The 22008-nt window shown below is 41.5% G+C and carries 14 protein-coding genes; 10 read left to right on the top strand and 4 right to left on the bottom strand.

Annotated features, from left to right (window positions below):
- Window positions 1–204 precede the first annotated feature (204 nt).
- The 6 genes from lepB to V7K84_RS10415 all read left to right on the top strand — a co-directional run bounded on the left by lepB (window position 205) and on the right by V7K84_RS10415 (window position 9722).
- The gene (gene lepB, locus V7K84_RS10440) at window positions 205–846 is read left to right on the top strand and encodes a signal peptidase I (RefSeq protein ID WP_334837863.1); all 642 of its coding nucleotides are present in this window, start codon (window positions 205–207) and stop codon (window positions 844–846) included.
- Window positions 847–1013: 167 nt separating this feature from the next.
- The gene (locus V7K84_RS10435; protein WP_334837862.1) at window positions 1014–1163 is read left to right on the top strand and encodes a hypothetical protein; all 150 of its coding nucleotides are present in this window, start codon (window positions 1014–1016) and stop codon (window positions 1161–1163) included.
- A 129-nt stretch (window positions 1164–1292) separates the two neighbouring features.
- On the top strand, window positions 1293–2078 hold the full coding sequence (locus tag V7K84_RS10430; protein WP_334837861.1) for an MOSC domain-containing protein: 786 nt from the start codon (window positions 1293–1295) through the stop codon (window positions 2076–2078).
- Window positions 2079–2610: 532 nt separating this feature from the next.
- Window positions 2611–6243 (top strand): response regulator, encoded by a 3633-nt coding sequence (locus V7K84_RS10425; RefSeq protein ID WP_334837860.1) that lies wholly within the window; start codon window positions 2611–2613, stop codon window positions 6241–6243.
- Entirely contained in the window at window positions 6240–8075 is a 1836-nt protein-coding gene (locus tag V7K84_RS10420; protein ID WP_334837858.1) for a GGDEF/EAL domain-containing response regulator, read from the top strand. The genes V7K84_RS10425 and V7K84_RS10420 overlap by 4 nt, the downstream gene beginning before the upstream one ends.
- Before the next feature lie 267 nt (window positions 8076–8342).
- Window positions 8343–9722 (top strand): hybrid sensor histidine kinase/response regulator, encoded by a 1380-nt coding sequence (locus tag V7K84_RS10415; protein ID WP_334837856.1) that lies wholly within the window; start codon window positions 8343–8345, stop codon window positions 9720–9722.
- Window positions 9723–9744: 22 nt separating this feature from the next.
- Here the strand turns inward: V7K84_RS10415 and V7K84_RS10410 are convergent, their stop codons facing one another.
- Both V7K84_RS10410 and V7K84_RS10405 read right to left on the bottom strand, forming a co-directional pair.
- Window positions 9745–10419, bottom strand: coding sequence for a response regulator transcription factor (locus V7K84_RS10410; RefSeq protein ID WP_334837854.1), 675 nt, complete (start codon window positions 10417–10419; stop codon window positions 9745–9747).
- Window positions 10420–10628: 209 nt separating this feature from the next.
- Window positions 10629–11705 carry a sensor histidine kinase gene (locus tag V7K84_RS10405; protein ID WP_334837852.1) on the bottom strand — a complete coding sequence of 359 codons (1077 nt, stop codon included), beginning with the start codon at window positions 11703–11705 and terminating at the stop codon, window positions 10629–10631.
- Window positions 11706–12377: 672 nt separating this feature from the next.
- Between V7K84_RS10405 and kdpA the strand changes: the two genes are divergently transcribed.
- From kdpA to V7K84_RS10385, 4 genes are all read left to right on the top strand, one after another.
- Window positions 12378–14063 (top strand): potassium-transporting ATPase subunit KdpA, encoded by a 1686-nt coding sequence (gene kdpA, locus V7K84_RS10400; RefSeq protein WP_334837851.1) that lies wholly within the window; start codon window positions 12378–12380, stop codon window positions 14061–14063.
- A gap of 335 nt (window positions 14064–14398) precedes the next feature.
- Window positions 14399–16504, top strand: a complete 2106-nt coding sequence (gene kdpB, locus V7K84_RS10395; protein ID WP_334837849.1) for a potassium-transporting ATPase subunit KdpB — start codon at window positions 14399–14401, stop codon at window positions 16502–16504.
- A 352-nt stretch (window positions 16505–16856) separates the two neighbouring features.
- Window positions 16857–17456: a K(+)-transporting ATPase subunit C gene (kdpC, locus tag V7K84_RS10390; RefSeq protein WP_334837848.1), complete on the top strand. Its 600-nt coding sequence runs from the start codon at window positions 16857–16859 to the stop codon at window positions 17454–17456.
- 218 nt (window positions 17457–17674) lie between these two features.
- A complete protein-coding gene (locus V7K84_RS10385) occupies window positions 17675–18823 on the top strand; it encodes a universal stress protein (RefSeq protein WP_334837847.1) in 1149 nt (382 codons plus the stop codon).
- Between the two features lie 4 nt (window positions 18824–18827).
- Here V7K84_RS10385 and V7K84_RS10380 read toward each other — a convergent pair whose 3' ends face one another.
- On the bottom strand, window positions 18828–20324 hold the full coding sequence (locus tag V7K84_RS10380; RefSeq protein WP_334837845.1) for a carotenoid oxygenase family protein: 1497 nt from the start codon (window positions 20322–20324) through the stop codon (window positions 18828–18830).
- Between the two features lie 121 nt (window positions 20325–20445).
- Window positions 20446–21861 (bottom strand): folate/biopterin family MFS transporter, encoded by a 1416-nt coding sequence (locus tag V7K84_RS10375; RefSeq protein WP_334837843.1) that lies wholly within the window; start codon window positions 21859–21861, stop codon window positions 20446–20448.
- Between the last annotated feature and the right edge of the window lie 147 nt (window positions 21862–22008).

The raw sequence follows: 22008 nt of genomic DNA, 5'->3' as shown, positions 1-22008 counted from the left end.
GAGCGTAGCCGAAGTGCTGCCTCTTCCCTGGTTGTTGAGCGTAGTCGAAACACTGCCTCCTACCTCCTTCCCAATCCACAATCTAAAATTGGTAGTCAAGATGCAAACATAACTAGGAAATTAAAATTTTCCCGTTAAGATTAACAGATAAAGTCTCACTAGGCGAGTTAATTACCTACATCTTTCGTTAAGTTAAGTAATTTCATGCATAATCAAGTGTCTGATAACAACTCTAGTCAACAACCCGATAATTCTTGGATCGCAGAGCTAGGTAGAACAATTGTATTGAGCATTGTTCTAGCTCTAGGAATTCGTACCTTTGTTGCCGAAGCACGCTGGATTCCTTCTGGATCAATGGAACCGACTTTGCATGGTACACCAAACCAGTGGGAGGCAGACAAAATTATTGTCGATAAGTTGAAGTATAAATTTGCCGATCCGCAGCGGGGAGACATAGTAGTATTTTCACCGACGAAAGAGCTGCAAAAAGAACAATATCAAGATGCTTTTATTAAACGTATAATTGCCTTACCTGGAGAGAAAATACAACTTAAGGATGGCAAAGTCTATATCAACGACAAACCTCTACCAGAATCTAATTACCTCAGTTCTGGGCAGACTACAGTTATTGATGTTTGCCAATCAGGGCCACAGCCACCTTTTTTGGCAAAACCCCAGACTATACCTGCCGATTCATATTTAGTACTGGGTGATAATCGTAACAGTAGTTATGACAGCCGCTGTTGGGGTGTTGTCCCCCGCCAGAATATCATTGGGCGTGCTGTAGTTCGCTTCTGGCCTTTAAATCATGTTGGCGGCATCGATAAATCGCCAGTATATCCATAAAATAACAAACAATATTGCTCAAATAGCTGATTAACAAAAGAATTTTAGATTTTTGATTGGGGACTACTAAATCACCAATCTAAAATCCAAAATCCGTCTTGAAAAGTTTAGTTCGCTCTTTGCGAGATGCTGCGAATTTTCGCCAAATCTCAAATCCAAATATTGCTATGAACGAAAACAAAAAGGATACAGAGCAACTAAATTTAGGCGTTGCATATTTGCGGGATGATTTTGCTAGTTTTGTGGGATGGGCATCTTGCCCGTCCCTTGTATTTCAGGGCGCTCGTGTCGCCCACCCTACAAGAATCATCCCTTGATTCAGCAACGCCTAAATTTATTTATGGGTGTCTAAAATGTTTGAATTTTGAATACTTCTCCTGGCGGAGAGGCTACGCCAACGACAAGCTCAGTACAAGTTTTGAATTTTGAATTTGGAGCGAAGCGACGTGACGCCTTACCTAGCTAAGATTTTACTGTATCCAGTTAAATCACTGGATGGTGTTGAAGTTGATAACGCTAAAGTTCTTGCCAGTGGCGCATTACAATATGACCGCGAGTTTGCCATTTTTGACGAACAAGGTAAATTTGTCAATGGCAAGCGTCATGCTAAAATCCATTTAATAAGGGCACAATTTGTACTCTTAAATAGAACTATCTCGTTGCAAATCCCCGATCGCAACTTAGAACAAATTTTTCATCTGGATGAGGAACGGCAAGCATTAGAAGCAACTTTGAGTGATTATTTTGAGTTTGCTGTCACATTGGGACAAAACTCTTTGATGGGTTTTCCTGACGATACACACTCACTTGGCCCAACGGTAATTAGTACGGCCACATTGGCAGAGGTAGCTTCTTGGTTTCCTGGTTTAAGTGTAGATGAAATGCGCCGTCGGATGCGTGCCAACATCGAAATTGGTGGTGTACCAGCATTTTGGGAAGATCGGCTATTTAGCGAACAAGGTGATTTAGTTTCTTTTCGAGTGGGAGATGTAGACTTTTTTGGGGTTAACCCATGTCAGCGTTGTATAGTCCCAACACGCAATTCTTACTTAGGGGAAGCTTACCCAAACTTTCAAAAAATTTTTATAACCCAGCGACAAGCAACTTTGCCAAATTGGGTTGCTTCATCGCCTTTTAATCACTTTTATCGATTGAGTATCAATACTCAACTACCCCGATCGTCAGCCGGAAAAATTTTACAAATTGGTGATGAAGTTGACATAACCATATAACAAAGTTTACATTTTGTCAAAATAAAAAATACAAAGTAAATTTTTTATATTTTTTTTGTTTCTGCTGTGTATTTGCATAACAATTCTAAAATTGCTGTAATTAAATATAAGTTCTTGTACAAATCCAGGGGTTTCCAGACCAGAAAATCAACACCTCAGCAATTAAAAATTAAATTTAGGATTGGGTGCTAATGGCAACCTGAATTTTAGAATGGCATACTGGAGCTTATTGGTTAAATTTCAGTTCATTTGAGAAAATTTGTGGAAATATTGCCAGATAAAACCGAGCAAATTCAAGTGCAATGGCGTACCCACATAGACGATTTCTATAGTGGACTACTCCTGTGCAAAGTTTGAAAATTAGGCGTTGGAGGAAGTCAGCCAGTCAAAGAATTATAAGTATTTCGTACTATTTTATACTAAAAATATAAAATTTTCATGAAGAGCGATATATGCCGTAATTGTACTTATATACAATGTAGCTAGCACGGCAAAATGCACCTAGTAGATGCTGGGGAAGAATAAAACTACAATGTTATCCAAACTTCAGCCCGTCAAATCATTTAATCGCTTAGTTGGCAAAGTTTATGCCAAGATGCCTCTGAGATATGTTCTGATTGTGCCCTTTATCTTGCAAATTTGTGGTGCGGTGGGACTTGTAGGCTATCTTTCGTATCAAAACGGCCAAAAAGCGGTAAAGGAGCTTGCTACTCAATTAGAAAATGAAATCTGCGATCGCATTGAACAGCATCTTGATAGCTATTTAACAACTCCGAATCAAATCAATCAAATCAACTTAGATGCGGTTGAGCTAGGTTTGCTAAACCTTTCGGACTTTCAAACCACCGGTAATTACTTTTGGAAACAAATGCAGGTTTTCAATATTGGCTACAACAGCTTTGCCAATCCCAAAGGTGAATTTATCGGTGTTGAACGTTTAGATAATGGGAAGCTTTTGATCAATGAAGTGAGCGAAAAGCGCGGTATAGGAAAACTCTATGTTTATCCTACAGACAACCAAGGAAATCGCCGCCATTTACAGGAAGTCAAAAATTACGATCCTCGCTCAGAAGCTTGGTATACAGATCCAGTTAAGGTAGGCAAACGAGTTTGGAGTCAAATTTATCCATGGGAAGATAAACCAGAAATTTTATCCATATCTTCCAGCTATCCTGTTTACGATAAAAATCGCAAATTTGTTGGGGTAATTAGTGTTGATTTGCTCTTGTCACAAATTGGCAAGTTTTTAGCTAAGTTAAAAATCAAAGGGTCGGGTAAAACTTTTATTTTAGAGCGTTCTGGATATATAGTGGCTTCTTCTACTAGCGAGCCACCATATACGATCGTTAATGGTAAAGGAAAACGTCTATCAGCATTAAAAAGTCAAAATTCTTTAATTAAACTCACAACACAGTCTTTGATCGAACGCTTTGGCAGTCTTAAGTTTGTTGTAGGGAAGCAACAGCTAAGTTTTACCGCTGATGGAATGCGTTATTTTGTACAGGTAAAAAGCTGGAAGGACGAACTGGGTTTAGATTGGCTAATTGTGGCGGTGATTCCCGAAGGCGAATTTATGGAGCAAATTAATGCCAACACCCGCATCACTATTTTGCTGTGCATAGTCGCTTTTTTAGTGGCTACAAGAATTGGGATTTTGACTGCTCGTTGGGTAATTAAGCCGATTTTGCAATTAAACAGATCGGCGAAGAAAATTGCTGAAGGTGAATGGGAGGAAATACCAGATATTCAGCGTTCCGATGAACTGGGGGAACTAGCCAAATCATTTGAAACTATGGCAAAGCAACTCCAAGCATCTTTTAGTGCTTTAGAAGCAAAGAATGCCCAGATGCAAGTTTTAAATGAGGCGCTATCTCATAATCAGAGTCAGCTAACTCAATTTTTAGAAGCCATACCAGTCGGTGTCTTTATCATCAATGCTGAAGGTGAACCTTATTATACAAATCAGATTGGGCAGCAAATTCTCGGTCAAGGAGCGATCGCAGAAGTTACAGTCGAAGAATTGTCAGAGATATATCAAGCTTACCTTGCCGGGACAGATCGACTTTACCCCAGCGATCGCTTGCCGATTTTGAGAGCATTGCTTGGGGAAAGCATCAGGGTTGATGATATGGAAATTCGCTATTGTGGCAAGATTACTCGCATTGAGGTTTTAGGAAAGCCAATTTATGATGAATCGGGGAAGGTGGCTTTTGCGATCGCCACATTTTTTGATATTACCCAACGCAAACAAACAGAAAAGTTATTAGCGGAATACAATCGCACCTTAGAGGCTCAAGTAAAAAAACGTACTGAAGAGTTCCAGCAAGTTATCGAGCAACTGCAAACCACCCAAGAAGAACTGATTCAATCGCAAAAAATCGCTGCACAGGAACAACAAGCAGCCATTCGGGAAGCGGCGCGAAGTGCTGCCGCCAATCTCGCCAAAAGCGAATTCCTTGCTAACATGAGCCACGAACTGCGTACCCCACTCAATGCCATTCTTGGTTTTACCCAAGTCATGAGTCGAGATTATTCGCTATCTAGCGAACATCAAGAAAACTTGGCAATAATTAATCGTGCTGGCGAACATCTACTCAAATTAATTAACGACATTTTAGAAATGTCTAAAATCGAAGCCGGCAAAATCACATTAAATTGCAGCAGCTTTGATTTAATTCACCTGTTGAAGAACTTAGAAGAGATGTTGCACTTGCGTGCTGCATCTCAAAATTTAGAATTATTGTTTGAATATGCGCCAGATATTCCTAAATACATAGAAACTGACGAAAATAAATTGTGTCAAGTATTGCTCAACCTGTTGGGAAATGCGATTAAATTTACCGATAAAGGGAGTGTGACGCTACGGGTGAGACTGGGAGCAGGGGAGCAGGGGAGCAGGGGAGCAGGGGAGCAAGGGAGCAGGGGAGCAGGGGAGCAAGGGGAGCAAAATCTTTCTTATCCCTCTCTTCTTTTCTTCGAGGTACAAGATACTGGCTGTGGTATTGCCCCACAAGAACTTGAATTGCTGTTTGAAGCTTTTGAACAAACTGAAATCGGCAGAAAATTCCAACAAGGGACGGGATTGGGTTTAGCGATTAGCCGTAAATACGTGCAACTGATGGGAGGTGATATTACTGTCAGCACTACGCCTGGTGTCGGTAGTACATTTGCTTTTGATGTTCAGATTGCTCTAACTTGCCCTAGAGAAATCCCGATAAACCAAATTAAATCACAAATTAGAGCTTTAGCACCTAGTGAAAAAGTATACCGCATCCTAGTAGTTGACGATTCCAAAGAAAGCCGTATATTGCTAGTTAAAATTCTCACATCTCTCGGCTTTGAAGTTAATGAAGCTACAGATGGTAGTGAAGCGATCGCTAATTGGGAATCTTGGCAACCACACTTGATTTTTATGGATATGCGAATGCCAGTCATGGACGGTTACGAAGCCACAAGAATTATTAAAGCTAGAGAAATCGGGCATGGAACAGCCAATACGTCACGGAGGTTCCCAAAGTTAAAACAACTGGTGTCATCGGGGAGCCAGTACCTTGCAGAAGAGTTAACCGATTCAGTTGAGGGTGAGGTTCTGAAAGTTGTATGCAAAGAGTCTTCTACACCAGAAACAACTGGTGTTATACAAAATGATGCTTCTGGTACGTCCACTTTGCGATCGCGGATGCCAGCAGCCTTGGCTCCTGCTTACGACTTCTCTAGAACAATGCCGGATCGCTCCAATACAAATACAATCATTATTGCCCTAACTGCTAGCGCCTTTGAAGAAGAACGCCAGAAAATTTTGTCCATTGGCTGTGATGATTTTATTCGCAAGCCATTCAAACAGGAAGTATTATTGGAAAAACTGAGCAAACATCTGGGTTTAAAATATACCAATCAAGTAGAAACCACAAACACGGTAGTTGTCGATCGAGCTACACAGATTTTTGTAAGTGTTGCCGAACTCCTGGGGCATTTATCACAAATGTCACCTGAGTGGCTCCAACAGATTCACTATGCCGCAGCCAGCTGTAGCGATGAACTGATTTTAGAGTTACTCAAGCAAATTCCATCAGATAATGCTCAAGTTTTCCAAGTTCTCAGGGATTTAGCAAATAACTACCAGTTTGAGAAAATCATGGAATTGACTACAACAAACTTAGAATGAATTACGAGCATTTAGACTCTAATAAAAAAGATATTTTGATCGTTGATGATATGGCGGATAACCTCCGGGTTTTATCCTCCATATTGACAAGGGAAGGGTATAACGTTCGTAAAGCTTTGAACTGGCAAATGGCACTGACAGCAACTCAAACATTATTACCTGATTTGATTCTACTCGATATCATGATGCCAGAAGTAGATGGGTATGAAATTTGCCAGACTTTTAAAGCTTGGGAGCTAACAGCCGATATTCCAGTAATTTTTATTAGCGCTTTAGATGATGTTTTTGACAAAGTAAAAGCTTTTAAAGTCGGTGGTGTAGACTATATCACCAAACCTTTTGAGTTTCAAGAAGTTTTAGTGCGCGTGCAAAATCAACTAGCATTGAGATCGGCACGATTAGAAATATTGAAACTAAATGTTGAACTAGAACATCGGGTAAAACAGCGGACTGGAGAGCTAGAAAAAACTCTCCAAAAACTCCAAGAAGAAATCGATTCCCGCCAGAAATTGCAAAGTCAACTGCTAGATATAGCACTGCATGATTCCTTGACTGGATTATCAAACCGAGTTTTATTTATTAGGCGACTAGAAAATGCTCTAAATCGGGCGAAACAAGAATCTAGTTATCAGTTTGCAGTACTTTTCTTGGACTGCGATCGCTTCAAAGTTGTTAATGATTCCCTTGGTCATCCGGTAGGAGATGAATTGCTGATCGCCATTGCTCATCGCTTACAAGCATGTATCATACCCGTTGATACTTTAGCACGATTGGGCGGAGACGAATTTGGAATTCTCTTAGAAAATATCACAGATATTAATATAGCAATCCAAGTTGCAGAAAGGATTTTGCAACAATTATCACTTGCTTTTCAACTTTCAAGATATGAAGTATTTATGAATGCCAGTATTGGCATTAGTTGGGGCAATAAAGATTACGATCGCCCAGAGTATTTGCTGCGAGATGCTGATACGGCAATGTATCGGGCTAAGGCTCAAGGAAAAGCCAACTATCACGTTTTTAATCCAGCGATGCATCAGGAAGCTATTCAGCTTTTAGAGTTAGAAAATGATCTGCGGAGGGCTGTGGAAAGGCGAGAATTCCTCGTTTACTATCAGCCAATTATTTCCCTGGTTACAGGTAGAATTTCTGGATTTGAAGCCTTGGTGCGCTGGCAACATCCAATTCGTGGTTTGGTTTCTCCCATAGAATTTATTCCTGTGGCCGAAGAAACAGGTTTAATTAATGCCATCAATACTTGGGTATTACAATCAGCTTGTCATCAATTAAGCATCTGGCAACATTATCCAGTGACGCCAGAACCTCTAACTATGAGTGTCAATTTGAGTGCAAGATTATTTTTACAACCGAATTTGGTAGAACAAATTGACCGAATAATTTATGAAAATAAAATAAATCCGGCATATTTAGAATTAGAAATTACCGAAAGTGTAATTATGGAAAATACCGATGCGATAAAAATAATTCTTGAACGACTAAAGCAGCGAAAAATCAAGTTAATTATGGATGACTTTGGTACTGGATATTCCTCTTTAAGTTACTTGCACAGCTTTCCTTTGAATTCACTCAAAATTGATAAATCTTTCGTCAAACGGATGCAGGATAACAAAGAGAATATGGGGTTAGTACCAGCAATGATTGGCATTGCCAACTCAATGGGGATGAGTGCGATCGCTGAAGGTGTCGAAACACAAGAACAGTTAGCCCAATTGAGAAGTTTAAACTGTAATTTTGCTCAAGGATATTTATTTTCTAAACCCATAGAACAACGACTGGCTCTTGAGTTGCTCACCTCAGAACCTCAATGGTAGCTATCAAGTAGCACCTGGAAAAAATTTAATTGTCGATCCTTGGCTTATTATCTGTGAGTGCTAGCTACTATAATCCTTACAGCAGTTGATCGGGTTGCCAAAGGTGATAACTGGCCAATAGCTTCGATAATTTGCAAAACTCTCCAGCCACGTGAGAGTTAAACTATAAATATCAATATTTCGGTGAAATCGGTCAACAAATTTTAAGGTGATTTCAAAGAAGGATTTACTATCCTAAATAATTATACGCATAACTTTTGATCAATAATGCATTTTAATCAAACTAACCATCAGAAAAGAAATATTTTGGTGGTCGATGATACCCCAGATAATTTGCGGCTTTTATCGGCGATGTTGACTGCACAAGGTTTTGAAGTTCGCAAAGCCTTAAACGGTAAAATGGCACTGACTGCATGTCAAATGGTTTTGCCAGATGTGATTTTGCTGGATATTAATATGCCAGGTATGGATGGCTACCAAGTTTGTCAACAACTAAAAGCTGACGATAAAACTAGTGAAGTCCCAGTAATTTTTATTAGCGCTCTGGATGATGTTGTCGATAAGGTAAAGGCATTTGATGTTGGTGGTGTAGATTATATTGCAAAACCTTTTCATGGTGCAGAAGTGGTGTTGCGAATTGAAAATCAGATTAATTTACGCTTGCTCCAAGTTAAACTGCAAGAAAAAAACTTTTTACTCCAACAGGCTCTTGACAACTTGAAAGCCTCTCAAGTTCAACAAATTCAGAATGAAAAGATGGTGGCGCTGGGACAGTTAGTAGCTGGACTGGCTCATGAGATTAATAACCCGATCAGTTTTATTTATGGAAATCTCCAATATGCTGGTCAATATGTGGAAGACCTAGTAAATCTAATTGAGGTCTATCAGCACGAATATCCCAAACCTACACCAAAAATTCAGCAAATAGCCAAAGATATAGACCTCAATTTTATCATTAAGGATCTACAAAACCTCATAGGTGCAATGTATAGAGGCTCCGATCGCATTCGGGAAATTGTACTGGCGCTACAACATTTTTCTCGGCATGATGAAGCAGAGATGAAACGGGTAAATATCCATGAAGACATCGAAAATACTTTAGTGATGTTACAACATCGGCTCAGGGAAGCAGCCGATCGCCCGGCAATTGTTGTAGTGAAAGATTATGGTAACTTGCCCCTAGTAACTTGTTATGCGAGTGAACTAAATCAAGTATTTATGCATTTGTTGAATAATGCTATTGATGCAATAGAAGAGGGAGTAGAGAATGGAAAGTGGGGAGCAGGGAATCAATTTCCAGAAGAGGGAATGGGAAATCAATCTTCTCCTCCCTACTCCCTACTCTCTACTCCCCAAATTCGGATTCATACAGAGGTGACAGACTTGAATCTAGTCAAAATTGCGATCGCTGATAATGGTCTTGGTATTGAAGAGTCGTTGCGATCGCGTTTATTTGACCCATTTTTTACCACAAAACCTGTGGGCAAAGGTAGTGGACTAGGATTATCTATTAGCTATCAGATTATCGTCCAAAAACACCGAGGAAATATAAGCTGTAACTCATCTGTGGGTAAAGGAGCAGAGTTTGCGATCGAAATTCCCATAGAGCAGCAACCTGATATCTCATCGCAATTTTCAAAATCTTAAAAGAAGTTCTGACCCGATAAATCTAATTAATCAACAATTCTGGTGCTACCAATCCTTTTTGGATAGCTAAGACTGCGGCTTGAGTGCGATCGCGTACTTCTAGTTTCTGTAAAATAGCATGGACATGAACCCGCACTGTACCAGGGGCAATGTAGAGAATTTCAGCAATTTCTTGATTGCTTTTGCCAGCTGCTACTAGTGCCAAAATTTCTTGCTCCCGCTTCGTTAAAGGATTTTCTAAAGATTCCTCAGTTTTTGTAGACTGCACCGCCATCGAATTACCCTCAAAAGCGGCTCTAATTTCAGTTGTTGCCGTTTGATCCCACCAAGAAGCGCCCGCAGCAACCGATCGCACTGCTAATATCAAAGACTCAGCCGGAATACCTTTAAGACAGTAACCTTGCGCCCCGGCGGCAATTAACCGCGAAATCAGTGGTTTTTCAGAACGAGACGTTAAAACGAGAATTGGTAAATTTGGGTGCTTCTGCTTGATTTGGCGACAAGCCTCAATCCCGCCAATTCCCGGTAAACCTATATCCAGCAACACCAAATCCAGAGGATAGTGATTGGCTAATTCTACAGCTTGTTCTCCATCTTCCGCTTCTGCGACAATCTCCAAAGTGGTTTCTTGTTGCAACCGCATCCGCAAACCAAGCCGAAATAATTCATCATCTTCAACTAGTAAGATTTTTGTCATTTGTCATTTGTCATTTGTCATTAATTATCAGAAAAATGGGTTTAAAACCCCGTGATTCTAGCACGGCTTTAAAGTAATGAGTAATGAGTAATGAGTGGATGAAAAATGGGTATTTACTCATTACTTATTACTTGTTACTCATTACTCCTTCTTCCCCGTGCGTTCACGGCGGTGAGGATGTCAACCTCCCCTGCTCCCCTGCCCACTCCTCATCTCCCCGGTGGCGGACAAGCTGGGAGTCGAAAACCAAACAGTGCGCCGCGTGGTGAGCGATTCTCTGCCCAAATTGTACCCCCATGAGCAGTAATAATTTGCCTGGTTAAATAAAGTCCTAGCCCAGAACCGGAGACGTGGCGATCGCTATTTCCTTGATAAAATCTCTCAAATAAGTGAGGTAACTCTTTTTCGGTAATCCCGGAACCAGTATCGAGTATTTTTACCACTTGATCGCTAGAATAACCTTCAAATACTACTTCTACTTTACCGCCACGAGGGGTATGGTTAATGCCATTACTCAGGAGATTGCTGAAAACTCGCCCAAGTTGCAAAGAATCGCCATTTACCCAGAGAAAGCTGCGAAAATCTGATTCGCCATAGTGCAGAGAAATATAAACCTGACGTGTTTTCGCTAGTTCTGTCAGGGTAGCGACGATCTCCTCCGCCACTGTCACCAAGTTAACTGGTGATATCTGTAGTTTCAGCCCTTCCGCATCATTGCGGTACACATCTAAAAGTGTTTGGACTAATTGCAATGTACTGCCATGACTACGAGCCATTGTTTGTAAGACTTTTGCTTGCATCGGCGTGATTTCACCGAATTGCTCATTTTGAAAATATTTCAGCGTTTCAATTGCTCCTAATAGGGGTGTTTTCAAATCATGCGTTAGGGTAGAAACAAAATCTTCACGCATGATAGCTAGTTGTTCTTGGGAACGTAATTGTGCTTGAGTATAAGCGATCGCTTCTTCATTGCGGTGGTTGCGATCGCTTAACCAACCTGTCACCATCAACGCCAATACTGCAATTAACCGATTTGCCAACGTTGGAGAATTAATCATTTCTCCTCCGGGCACAAACAAATTTAACAATGTTAATCCTGTAGCTGCAAGAGTGATCCCCAAAACTGCTCTCCGATTCAATCGAGAATCTGCTAACAAAATCGTCCCTGTGTAGAGGTAGCCAAATACGTACTCAGGGGGTGTCAAATATTCTAGTATTATCACGATTGCAAAGGCGATCGCTATTAGTCCATAGGTCTTTACACGCTCATTTATAGCTTCTTTCATAATCAATAATCGACTTAATCTCGTCATTTATGATTTACTAAAAAATCGCGATCATACAATCTGCATAACTATTTAATTCACCAATTACGAGCTATCTGCAATCTATATCTGCAAATGCCAACTTAAAAATTAACCCCAAAATTACGATTATCCAAATGCAGGAAAGGAGACTGGAGAGTGGAAACTGGGTAGTTGCCCAGAAGAAGCGGGGTCTTTACTACCATCTTCCCAAATCCTAATCCCATTAAGAAAATACTTTATGATATTTATATTCTTTGAAAGTAGCAAACTGGGAAAATGTATTGTATAAACAAATAATCCTAAGTAGTGAGATAGATGAATTAAGAGTCAAAATTAAATATTCTTAACGAAAACTTTAATAAGTCTCTGGAAAATAGTCAGAACTAAAAATATTCAGGAGTTATGTTAGCGGATAGCTAAGGTTGAGCCAGTACTGGGTAAAAATTAATGAGTCAGAATTATTACTTATGAATCTTCCTACTCTCAGTTAAGGCACTTACTACTCGAAACTGATTTGATGCTAAGTGCGATTATTGCTTTTCGTACTCAGCATTTTTAGGGAAATCCCTTGAAATCAAATACTTCCACAGTTAATCTATTATTTCTCAGAATTGGCTTGCTACAACTTAAATTTAATTTAGCGTCAAATATATGGGACAAGGTTTTTTGCAAATTGGCTTAACGCTGTGTATTGTCATAGCAATCACTCCATTATTCGGAAAATACATAGCGCGTGTCTTTTTGGGAGAAAGAACACTGCTTGATTTTTTAATGAACCCCATAGAGCGAAGTATGTTCGTATTTGCGGGTGTTCGGAGAAAAGATGACATGACGGGTTGGGAGTATATCCGGGCCATACTCTGTTGCAACGCGGTCATGGCCATTTCAGTGTATTTTCTGATATATTTTCAGAGACTCTTACCCTGGAATCCAAACGGCTTCGGTGCGCCCAATTGGGATGTATTGCTGCATACAACGATTTCATTTGTAACCAATACCGACCAACAACACTATACAGGTGAGACAACCTTAAGCTATTTTAGCCAAGTAGCGGCTTTAGGCTTTTTGATGTTCACCTCCGCAGCCACCGGTTTAGCCGTGGGAATTGCCTTTATTCGCGGGTTGACGGGTAGAAGACTGGGAAACTTTTACGTCGATCTCGTCCGTGGAATTACGCGAATATTGCTGCCGATTTCGATTATTGGCGCGATCGCTTTGCTGGTAGCAGGTGTACCACAAACCTTAGCTGGGACTATGGATGTGCAAACCTTGGAAGGCGGCACGCAATATCTGGCCAGAGGCCCGGTAGCATCCTTTGAAACGATCAAACTTTTGGGCGAGAACGGCGGTGGCTTTTTTGGCGTCAACTCTGCACATCCCTTTGAAAATCCCAATGGTGCTTCTAATTTGATAGAAATGCTGGCCATGATTTCTATCCCAGCCGCTTTGATTTACACCTACGGTATATTTGCCAATAACATCAAACAAGCTTGGCTACTTTTTTGGATGGTGTTTGTGATTTTTGTCATTCTGGTGGGAGTGACAGCCGTGGGAGAACTGCAAGGTAATCCCCTGGTTAATACCGCCTTTGGATTAGAACAGCCCAATTTAGAGGGTAAAGAAGTTCGATTTGGTTGGGCACAAACAGCATTTTGGGCAGTGATGACTACCGCTACTATGTCTGGTGCTGTGAATGGGATGCACGATTCTCTGATGCCGCAAGGAATATTTTCGACTCTCTTCAACTTATTTATCCAAGTTATCTGGGGTGGTCAGGGAACTGGAACAGCTTACTTATTTATTTACTTAATTCTCACAGTCTTCCTCACTGGACTCATGGCAGGACGTACTCCAGAGTTTTTAGGACGCAAAGTTGAAAAACGGGAAATCGTCCTCGCTAGTGTAGTGCTGTTGATTCACCCAATTCTAGTTTTGATCCCCAGTGCGATCGCTTTGGCTTATCCCATCTCCCTATCTGGAATTAGTAACGCTGGCTATCACGGTATTTCTCAAGTAGTTTATGAATATGCCTCAGCAGCAGCAAATAATGGTTCGGGCTTAGAGGGCTTGGGGGATAACACCCTATGGTGGAACTTGAGTACTTTAGTTAGCCTAATCGGAGGACGCTACATTCCGATGATTGCCATCTTGCTGCTAGCTGACGGAATGTCTCGCAAACAACCAGTAGAAGAAACTCCTGCTACCCTAAGAACTGATTCTTTGGTGTTTACTAGTATCACAGCTGGAGTAACGCTGGTTTTGGGAGTATTAACTTTCTTTCCCGTTCTGGCTTTAGGCCCCATAGCTGAGGGTTTGAAACTAGCATCTGGCAGTTAGAAAAGTTATGAGTTATAAGTTTGAAATTAAGAAAATATCAAAAAGTAATTCAGGAGGCAGGAGGAAGGAGTAACCCAGACTTAAAAGTGTGAGATTCAAGCAAGAAAGGTTTATATCTTGCACTAGGCGTCTCGTACCAGTATCTTATTTTTAACTGGGTAATTACTCAGAACTAAAGTTTTCATTCATACTTCTTTCCTCCTGGCTCCTGCCGTTATCTTATAAATTATCCGGTTTCGTAGGATGCGTTACTAACGCATCCTACAGGTTGGATATTTTTTTATTAGAAGTTCCTATAACTCCTAACTCCTAACTTCTCACTGCTAACTTTATTTATGAATCCAGTGGCAACTAACTTCAAAGCTAGACGCCCAAGTTCTCGTTCTGGCGATCGCCGCCAAAAACGTAAAAAGACTAGGGCAAATAATAAGTGGCTGTACTTAAGAGCAATTAGAGATGCTTTTGTCAAGCTCAACCCTAAGTATGCAATCAAAAATCCAGTAATCTTTGTGGTTTGGGTAGGGACAATCATCATCCTATTGCTAACGATCGATCCCAACCTATTTGGCCCAGCCCTTCAAAAGAACCCGCAAGTTTTCAACGCCTTGTTGTCGGGGATTTTATTCTTTACAGTTTGGTTTGCTAATTTTGCCGAAGCAGTGGCAGAAGGCCGGGGTAAAGCCCAAGCCAATGCCTTGCGGTTAACAAAGTTAGAGGCGATCGCTAAAAAACTTGCTGCCGATGGCACACTTAGTGAAGTTTCATCCACCAGCCTCAAACAGGGCGATACGATCTATGTCGTTGCTGGCGATATCATCCCCGCCGATGGCGAAGTAATCATGGGTGTGGCCTCAGTGGATGAATCGGCAATTACTGGAGAATCTGCACCAGTATTAAAAGAATCAGGCTCCGATGTTGCCAGTTCCGTCACTGGTGGGACGCGGATTATCTCAGATGAACTAATTATCCGCATCACATCTGACCCAGGTAAAGGCTTTATTGACCGAATGATTACTTTAGTAGAAGGCGCAGAACGCAGCAAAACACCCAATGAAATTGCCCTTACGGTATTGTTGGCAGTTCTCAGCTTAGTGTTTTTGTTAGTTGTAGTCACCTTGCCTGCCCTTGCTTACTATGTCAACAGTCCAGTCAGCGTCCCAATTTTAATTGCCTTATTAGTAGCGTTAATTCCTACCACCATTGGCGGCTTACTAAGTACCATCGGTATTGCTGGTATGGATCGAGTTGCCCAATTTAACGTCATTGCCACATCAGGACGAGCAGTCGAAGCCTGTGGTGATATCAACACTTTACTTCTCGACAAAACAGGTACAATTACTCTCGGCAACCGTCTAGCGGAAGAGTTTATTCCCCTCAACGGTCATTCAATGTCGGAAATTGCTAATGTTGCCTGGGCAGCTAGTGTCTTTGACAATACACCAGAAGGAAAATCCATTGTCCGACTAGCAGAAAAGTTGGGCGCACGGTTTGATTTTGACTCCACTCAGGCAGAAGCAGTGAGTTTTTCCGCCAAAACCCGGATGAGTGGCACAAATTTACCTGGTGGGTATGAGGCCAGAAAGGGAGCAGTAGAAGCTATTAAAGGATTTGTCCGTTCCCGTAATGGACGCGATATACCAGAATTGGATGCTGCCTACGAACGAGTTTCTCGCTTGGGAGGTACACCCCTAGCAGTTAGCTTAGATAACGAAATCTATGGGATTATTTATCTCAAAGATATAGTTAAACCTGGTATCCGCGATCGCTTTGAGCAACTGCGACGGATGGGAGTGCATACCATCATGTTAACTGGAGACAACCGAATTACCGCTTCTGTCATTGCCAAAGAAGCAGGGGTTGATGACTTCATTGCTGAAGCCACACCAGAAGACAAAATCAGTATCATTAAACAGGAACAAGCAGCAGGTAAACTGGTAGCCATGACGGGAGATGGAACTAACGATGCTCCCGCATTAGCCCAAGCTAACGTCGGTGTGGCGATGAATACAGGAACGCAAGCTGCAAAAGAAGCCGCTAACATGATCGATTTGGACTCCGATCCCACAAAGCTGCTCGATATCATTGGTATTGGTAAACAATTGTTGATTACTCGTGGGGCATTGACGACATTTTCCATCGCTAATGATATTGCTAAATACTTTGCAATTATTCCAGTGATATTTGTCGCCGCTAATTTGCAAAGCCTGAATATTATGAATTTGACTAGCCCTAAATCTGCTGTACTCTCAGCATTGATTTATAATGCTTTGATTATTCCCGCTTTGATTCCCTTGGCATTAAAGGGTGTGAGGTTTAGACCGCTGACAGCTAATCAGTTACTCCAACGCAATATCTTAATTTACGGCTTAGGTGGGGTGATTGCGCCGTTTATTGCAATTAAATTGATCGATGTACTGATTACACTTGTGGGCTTGGCTTAAGGATAGCAAAAGTAGAGACGCTGAGAAACGATCGCATCTTGACCAAAGTAAAATAATAAACATTTTTACTTTTACCTGTTGACGGGAGGGACAAGAAGAATATAAATAAAGATCGTTTTCATTCAGCACTGCTTTGACGATATCCTTTGTTTAGTCGCAATGGCATAAACAACATCTACCACTCGCTATTTTGATCTTTCTGTGCTTGAATGTGCTGTGCTTGAATGTGGTAACTGCCCCAGTTGTTGTTTATGCTGTTGCTAACAGTATCTTTTAACCTCCTGTTAGGTGGGCAAAAAAATTAAAAATTAAAATTAAAAATTAAATTTTAGGCGCAATTGGAAAACTTTTTATGGCTATTATTCGAGAAACCATCAGAGCAATTTTTATAACTCTAATGCTTTGGTTGTTGACTGCAATCATCTATCCGCTGATAATCCTTGTAGTCGGTCAAGTTTTTTTGCCCTATCAAGCTAATGGCAGTATCGTGCGGAATCTAAGTAATGAACCAATTGGTTCTGCTTTAATCGGTCAGCTATTCACATCTGAGCGATATTTCCATTCTCGTCCCAGCACTGTTAGATATAGCCAAGGCAAAAAAGCCAAACCAACTGGCATCTCTGGAGCTAGTAATCTCGCTGCTAGCAATCCAGAACTACTAAAGCGGATTTTAGAAGAGGCAGATAAATTGCGAGACGAAAATCTTCAACCGATAGCCGATATAATTTATACCTCTGGCTCTGGTTTAGATCCGCATATTTCCTTTAGAGCAGCACGGCAGCAATTGACGCGAGTTGCTGGGGCGCGGGGAGTAAAAGAAGATGAGATTTTACCTTTAATTAATAAGTATACTGATGACAGATTTTTATGGATTTTTGGCGAACCGGGAGTGAATGTTCTCCGATTGAATTATGCTCTTGATTTGCAAGATATTAATCGTCAGCAAAATTAATAAATGGGCATTGGGCACTTGTACTGAGCGCAGTCGTTGGCGCAGCCTCTCGTAGAGAAGTATGGGGTATGGGTAAAGCGCTGTTTTCGTTTCCGATGAAGTAGGAGTACTAAGTAAGTGGGCGGGAATAAACCAAATTATGCTACGAAACGAAAATAGGCTTAAAATCCTTACCAATGACAAATGACCAATGACAAAGGACAAATGACAAAGGACAAATGACCAATACTGGTTCGGCTGGGAATGCGCCTTTAAATTCTGCAAGTTACTCGCTTTATCCAGCACGACGGCGGGGTAAGCATAAAATCTTTATTGGCATGGCTCCTGGAGTAGGCAAAACCTACCGGATGTTGGAAGAGGGACACGCTTTCAAACAGGAAGGAATTGATGTTGTCGTTGGGCTTTTGGAAACCCACGGACGCAAGGAGACAGCTGAAAAGGCAGAGGGACTGGAAATTATACCCCGTAAGCAATATCCTCGCGGCGAGTTGACGCTGACAGATATGGATACAGATGCTATTTTAAAGCGATCGCCCCAATTAATTTTAATCGATGAACTTGCCCATACCAATGTCCCTGGTTCTCCACGCGAAAAGCGCTACGAAGATGTAGAAGTAGTTTTGGCAGTCGGGATTGATGTCTACTCCACAATGAATGTCCAACATCTGGAAAGTCTCAACGACTTAGTAGCCAGAATTACAGGTGTGGTAGTCCGCGAGCGGGTTCCTGACAGGATTCTGGATGAAGCAGATGAAATAGTGGTAATAGATGTCACACCGGAAACACTGCAAGAACGGTTATTAGAAGGCAAGATTTATGCACCAGAAAAAATCCAACAATCCCTCGATAATTTTTTCCAACGCCGTAACCTGATTGCTTTGCGGGAGTTGGCTTTGCGGGAAGTGGCAGACAACGTGGAAGGAAATGCGATCGCCTCTACTCCCAACGGACAATTCTGTAATATTCACGAGCGGGTTTTGGTGTGTGTATCCACCTATCCCAACTCAGTGCAATTGTTACGTCGGGGTGCGAGGTTGGCTAACTATATGAACGCGCCGCTTTATACCTTGTTCGTTGCCGATCCAGAACGTTTCCTCACCAAAGAAGAAAGCTTACACATCCACACTTGTGAGAAACTTTGTAAAGAATTTGAAGGTACTTTTCTTCGTGTTACCAACAGTAATATAGCTAATGCGATCGCGGAAGTTGCTGAAAAACATCGTATCACCCAAATTGTTATTGGTGAAAGTCAGCGATCGCGCTGGCAAATGCTCCTCAAAGGATCTTTGACGCAAAAATTGGTGCGCTTGCTCAAAAATATAGATTTGCATATTATTGCCAGTGAAAAAATGGTTTCACCCAAATAAGCGATCAAATTTCCCCAAAAACCTCAGAAGTAAAGCTCCCATGCAAACCATAGGGGATATGATGCTTCAGATGTAGCCGTGCAATTACTCCTTTAGAGAAATCATTAGCATCTAAAATTACCAAATCTGAGCGATGATGGGCAGCATCATAAACCAAAGCTAATACCCAACCATCATCTTCCTTTTCAGAATTTGGGCGCGGGACAAAAATCGGCTCACCAACAAAACCACGGGGTGCAGCACTCCAAAGTTGTCTTTCTCCAGACTCTAAATCAATTTTCAGCAATGCTTGTAAGGGAGCATTACCAGTCTCCGCATGAGCCGCACCTATATATAGATATCGATAAGAACGTCCCACATTCGCCGGATGTATGCTGGGAAATTCACAACAACGGCTATCAATCAATTCCTGCCGGACTGTCCCATCCTTTAGATTCAGATAAAATCGCCAAAGTTGCCCAGGTGAAGACGCTTCAAAATCAACTTGTCGAAAATCACTTTTAGGTTCAACTTTTAATAAATCTTGGTAGCAAATGGAGTCAATCCTAACTTCCTCTCCTACCTCAAAAGCATTAACGTGGTGGAAGACGAAACCCGACTGAGTTTCCAGAAATTTTATCTTTTCTTGCCCTTCTTTGGGGAAACGGGGAATAATTAGAATTTGAGTTGGCTGATTTGGCTGAAATTTGATACATTCTCCCGCCGCACGTATTCCCAAGACGAAAGGTATGGGATTAAAGGTGACAGGATTTTGAAAGAAGATGCAGTAATTGGGAGTAATGACAAAATCGTGAATGAAACAGAAACCTGGAACCTTATGAGCCTGCTGTCTAACAATTTCACCTGCTGAGTTTAGCTCAAAAATATTAATTGTGGTAGATAATCCTGGCTTAGTCGAGAAATTTACCAGGCAAGGTGCGCCCCCATCTTGCTCACAATTTTTTTCCAAACGGGGATGGGCAGCGAAAGCTTCACCTGCTGACAAAGCACCATTAAAATATTCATTCCCCAAGGTTTCAAGAGTATAGGGATCGAGGCGATATGGTTCAGCCGCTTCCCACATTGCTAGCAGTTTCCCACCCCAATAGATAACATTTGTATTGGCGATATTTTTGAGTTTGAAGTCAAAGATATTCGCTAGCCAACCGCCGGGTTTTTGAGTACCAAAAGTACCGCGATAGAGGATTTTCCCTGCCTTTTGCTCTGCTAAATAACCAGTTGTGCGGACAAAGCGGTTGCGAAAATGGGCACAACCGTTGGTAAAAGTAATTTTGCTAATCATCCCATCCCCATCAAACGGATGATGAAAAGCCTGCCCATTCACATCCAGCAAACCAGGGCCATTTCTAAACAACGTACCTTGTAGCTCTGTGGGGATTTGTCCTTCTATATCATCAATCCAATAATCAAACTCTTGGGTAAGAGATTGATATCCTCCTTGCCAGTCTGCACGAGTGTATAATTTTTCTGTAACTGAGGTTTCTTGACTTTTCAAACGCATATACTTTGTTTTTTCTGGTTATTTTGGACGATAAGATGTAACAGCTAAAAAGAATTTTTTTGCCGCTTTACTACAACGCGAAGGCAGGACACTACCTCGACTCAGGGTGAAATTTATTACACTATTCGACTATTTTCGACTCTGGTTCTCTCAGTACCAATTCAGACATCAAATCTGGCAAAAACGCTTCTTCCCCATCTTTGGCTGCCTCAGTTTGTTCTTCAGCAGCAGGTAGCCAGTTGATAAATGGTAGGGGTAATAGGGTGCTGAGATTAGTAATTAGCACCAATAGCCAAAGTGACTCAAAGTTTGTTGCGGTGATTCCCAGCCAATGCGTGATTAATGCCCCGAATGCTTGGGAAACTGTTCCGGCTGAATTATAGACTGACATTAACAAGGCAAATAATGTCGCTTCCACACCAGAAGGACAAAGCCTTGCTGCTAGCACCATCACTTGCATAAAGACAATTTTCCCCATCACAGTCAGAATCAAGCTATCACCCAAACTAAACCAGTGGTCATCTATACCCAATAGCCTGTTTGTGTGAGTCACCAACAACAGCATTGTCATCCCCAAAAGTGACGAAAGGACAGTACTCCAAGCAAAAATCACGCGAAAAGGGATGCTTTTGAGGAAACGTTGAAAAATCCAAACACCTGCCAAAGAAGCAAAACTTCCCACCAAGTTTACTCGCCCCAAGAATTCTGGTTCAAAGTGAAGTTCGTTGGTAGAGAAGTAGAAAAAGGCTGATTCAGCATTTGGGGTAGCTTGCCAGATGAAGATAAATGCCATTGGTAGCCAAATTGTTTTTTGACTAATGGCTTGGCGTAGCTGCTCCAGTTGATGTTTGATTGGTAAAGGGTTGGTGTGATTACTATCTTGAGGATCTTTGCTAACGGGGGACTCAGCAATTAACCAAGCCACCCCTGAAACGATCAGCGGAAATAAAGCGGTAATCCCAAAGACGGTACGGGTAGTAAAGTATTGGAGTAGTAGACCGCTAGAGTAGGCTGTTATTAAACCTCCGATCGCAGAAGCACCCCAGCAGAGAGATTGTAATGAACCGGCTTTTGCTTGCGATTCGCCTCTGGCTCGTTCTACAACCAGCGAGTCAACGATGACATCACTCATCGCGACACTAAGAGAACTAAGAGCGATCGCTAAGGTGGCTGCCCAGCTAGTATTAACTATTGTGGCCAGACTCATCCAAGAAGCAGTTCCCAGTATCCCCGATAAAATCAAGTAAGGACGGCGACGATAGCCAAATATAGGCAAGCCATCAGAGATAAAACCAAACACCGGCTTGATCATCCAAGGTAGGAAGACAATTCCCAATAGCGCCGACACCTGGACTGGACTCAACATTAGTTCATCTTTGAGGAAAAAGCTAACGGCTAGACGCGATAGCCCTAAAATTCCTTGAACAAAGTAAACGGTGAGAATTGCAATTAACTCCGCATTTGGTTCATTACCCAAGAAGATTTTTTGTGTTAATGAGTCTTTGACCTTGGACAAGCCAGATGATTGATCTACCATTCGATAAATATTTTTTAAATTTTATTTACTTGTCTATCATATCGATTCCGAGGAGGTGGGTTTTTGCTCACCTTTTTCCTTTGGTTTCTTTGTGGAGTATTATTTAAGGCTTTTCTAACAACTTTTTTTTCTTCTAGGAAGATGTTC

This window comes from Nostoc sp., assembly GCF_036917315.1.
Lineage (GTDB): Bacteria > Cyanobacteriota > Cyanobacteriia > Cyanobacteriales > Nostocaceae > Nostoc.
This window is presented reverse-complemented; position numbering and strand designations above follow the sequence as displayed.